The organism is Vibrio profundi (assembly GCF_005281835.1).
In the GTDB taxonomy this organism is placed as follows: Bacteria; Pseudomonadota; Gammaproteobacteria; order Enterobacterales; family Vibrionaceae; genus Vibrio; species Vibrio profundi.
Genome location: NZ_RZIS01000023.1, coordinates 1 through 864, shown reverse-complemented (window position 1 = coordinate 864; position 864 = coordinate 1). Strand labels below are relative to the sequence as shown.

Genomic DNA, 864 nt, shown 5'->3' with positions numbered 1-864 from the left:
AGACTTTTACTGTCTAATCTGGGCTTATCGCAAGTTAATACGTCCTTCATCGCCTCTGACTGCCAAGGCATCCACCGTGTACGCTTAGTCACTTAACCATACAACCCGAAGAAGTTTCGAGTTGATGTCTCATTTGCTTTCACTTTAAAAAGTGAAGACAAACTAGCAACCAAGGTTTTTGGTTGTAACAAGAAGGGTTAGTTCTTATTACGTGTTTGCCGGACTCAATTTTGAACTACTCAATCCCTTACTTTAAAAAAGTAAGACAAAGAGCCAAGACACTTGAATGTGTTTGTGTTGTGTTTATCTAAAAGATAAACATTGAGAACTTTTAAATTTGATTAGCTTAATCACAGCCTTGAGCTGTTTGCTTTCACTTTTCAAAGTGAAAACCAATTAAGTAATCAGTCAGCTTTCCAAATTGTTAAAGAGCATGTATTCCGAAGAATGCATTTTCTAAAGACTCTCGCACGGGCCGCGCAGGCGTCGAAAAAACCAACCAACAACATAAGAAGTGGTTTGGAGTTTTAACTTCCAAGAATATTTAGAGAATGGTGGGCGATACCGGGCTCGAACCAGTGACCCCCTGCTTGTAAGGCAGGTGCTCTCCCAACTGAGCTAATCGCCCACTAAAAGTTTTAATTCCTTCGTGGAGAAAGAATGGTGGGTCGTGCAGGATTCGAACCTGCGACCAATTGATTAAAAGTCAACTGCTCTACCAACTGAGCTAACGACCCAATGGTATCCCGTAGGGGAGTCGAACCCCTGTTACCGCCGTGAAAGGGCGGTGTCCTAGGCCTCTAGACGAACGGGACACTGGATTGAAGAACTTGGGAGTTCTTCGTCTCTTTTACTTTCTAAACC

3 tRNA genes and 1 rRNA gene are annotated in these 864 nt (G+C 42.7%); all 4 read right to left on the bottom strand.

Going from position 1 to position 864, the window contains the following annotated elements:
* Positions 1-98: ribosomal RNA gene (locus tag ELZ11_RS23895) — 23S ribosomal RNA — on the bottom strand; the annotation flags it as partial.
* Positions 99-552: 454 nt separating this feature from the next.
* Positions 553-628 (bottom strand) — tRNA-Val (locus ELZ11_RS23675).
* Between the two features lie 33 nt (positions 629-661).
* A tRNA-Lys gene (locus ELZ11_RS23670) sits at positions 662-737 on the bottom strand.
* Positions 738-739: 2 nt separating this feature from the next.
* Positions 740-815 (bottom strand) — tRNA-Glu (locus ELZ11_RS23665).
* Positions 816-864 lie beyond the last annotated feature (49 nt).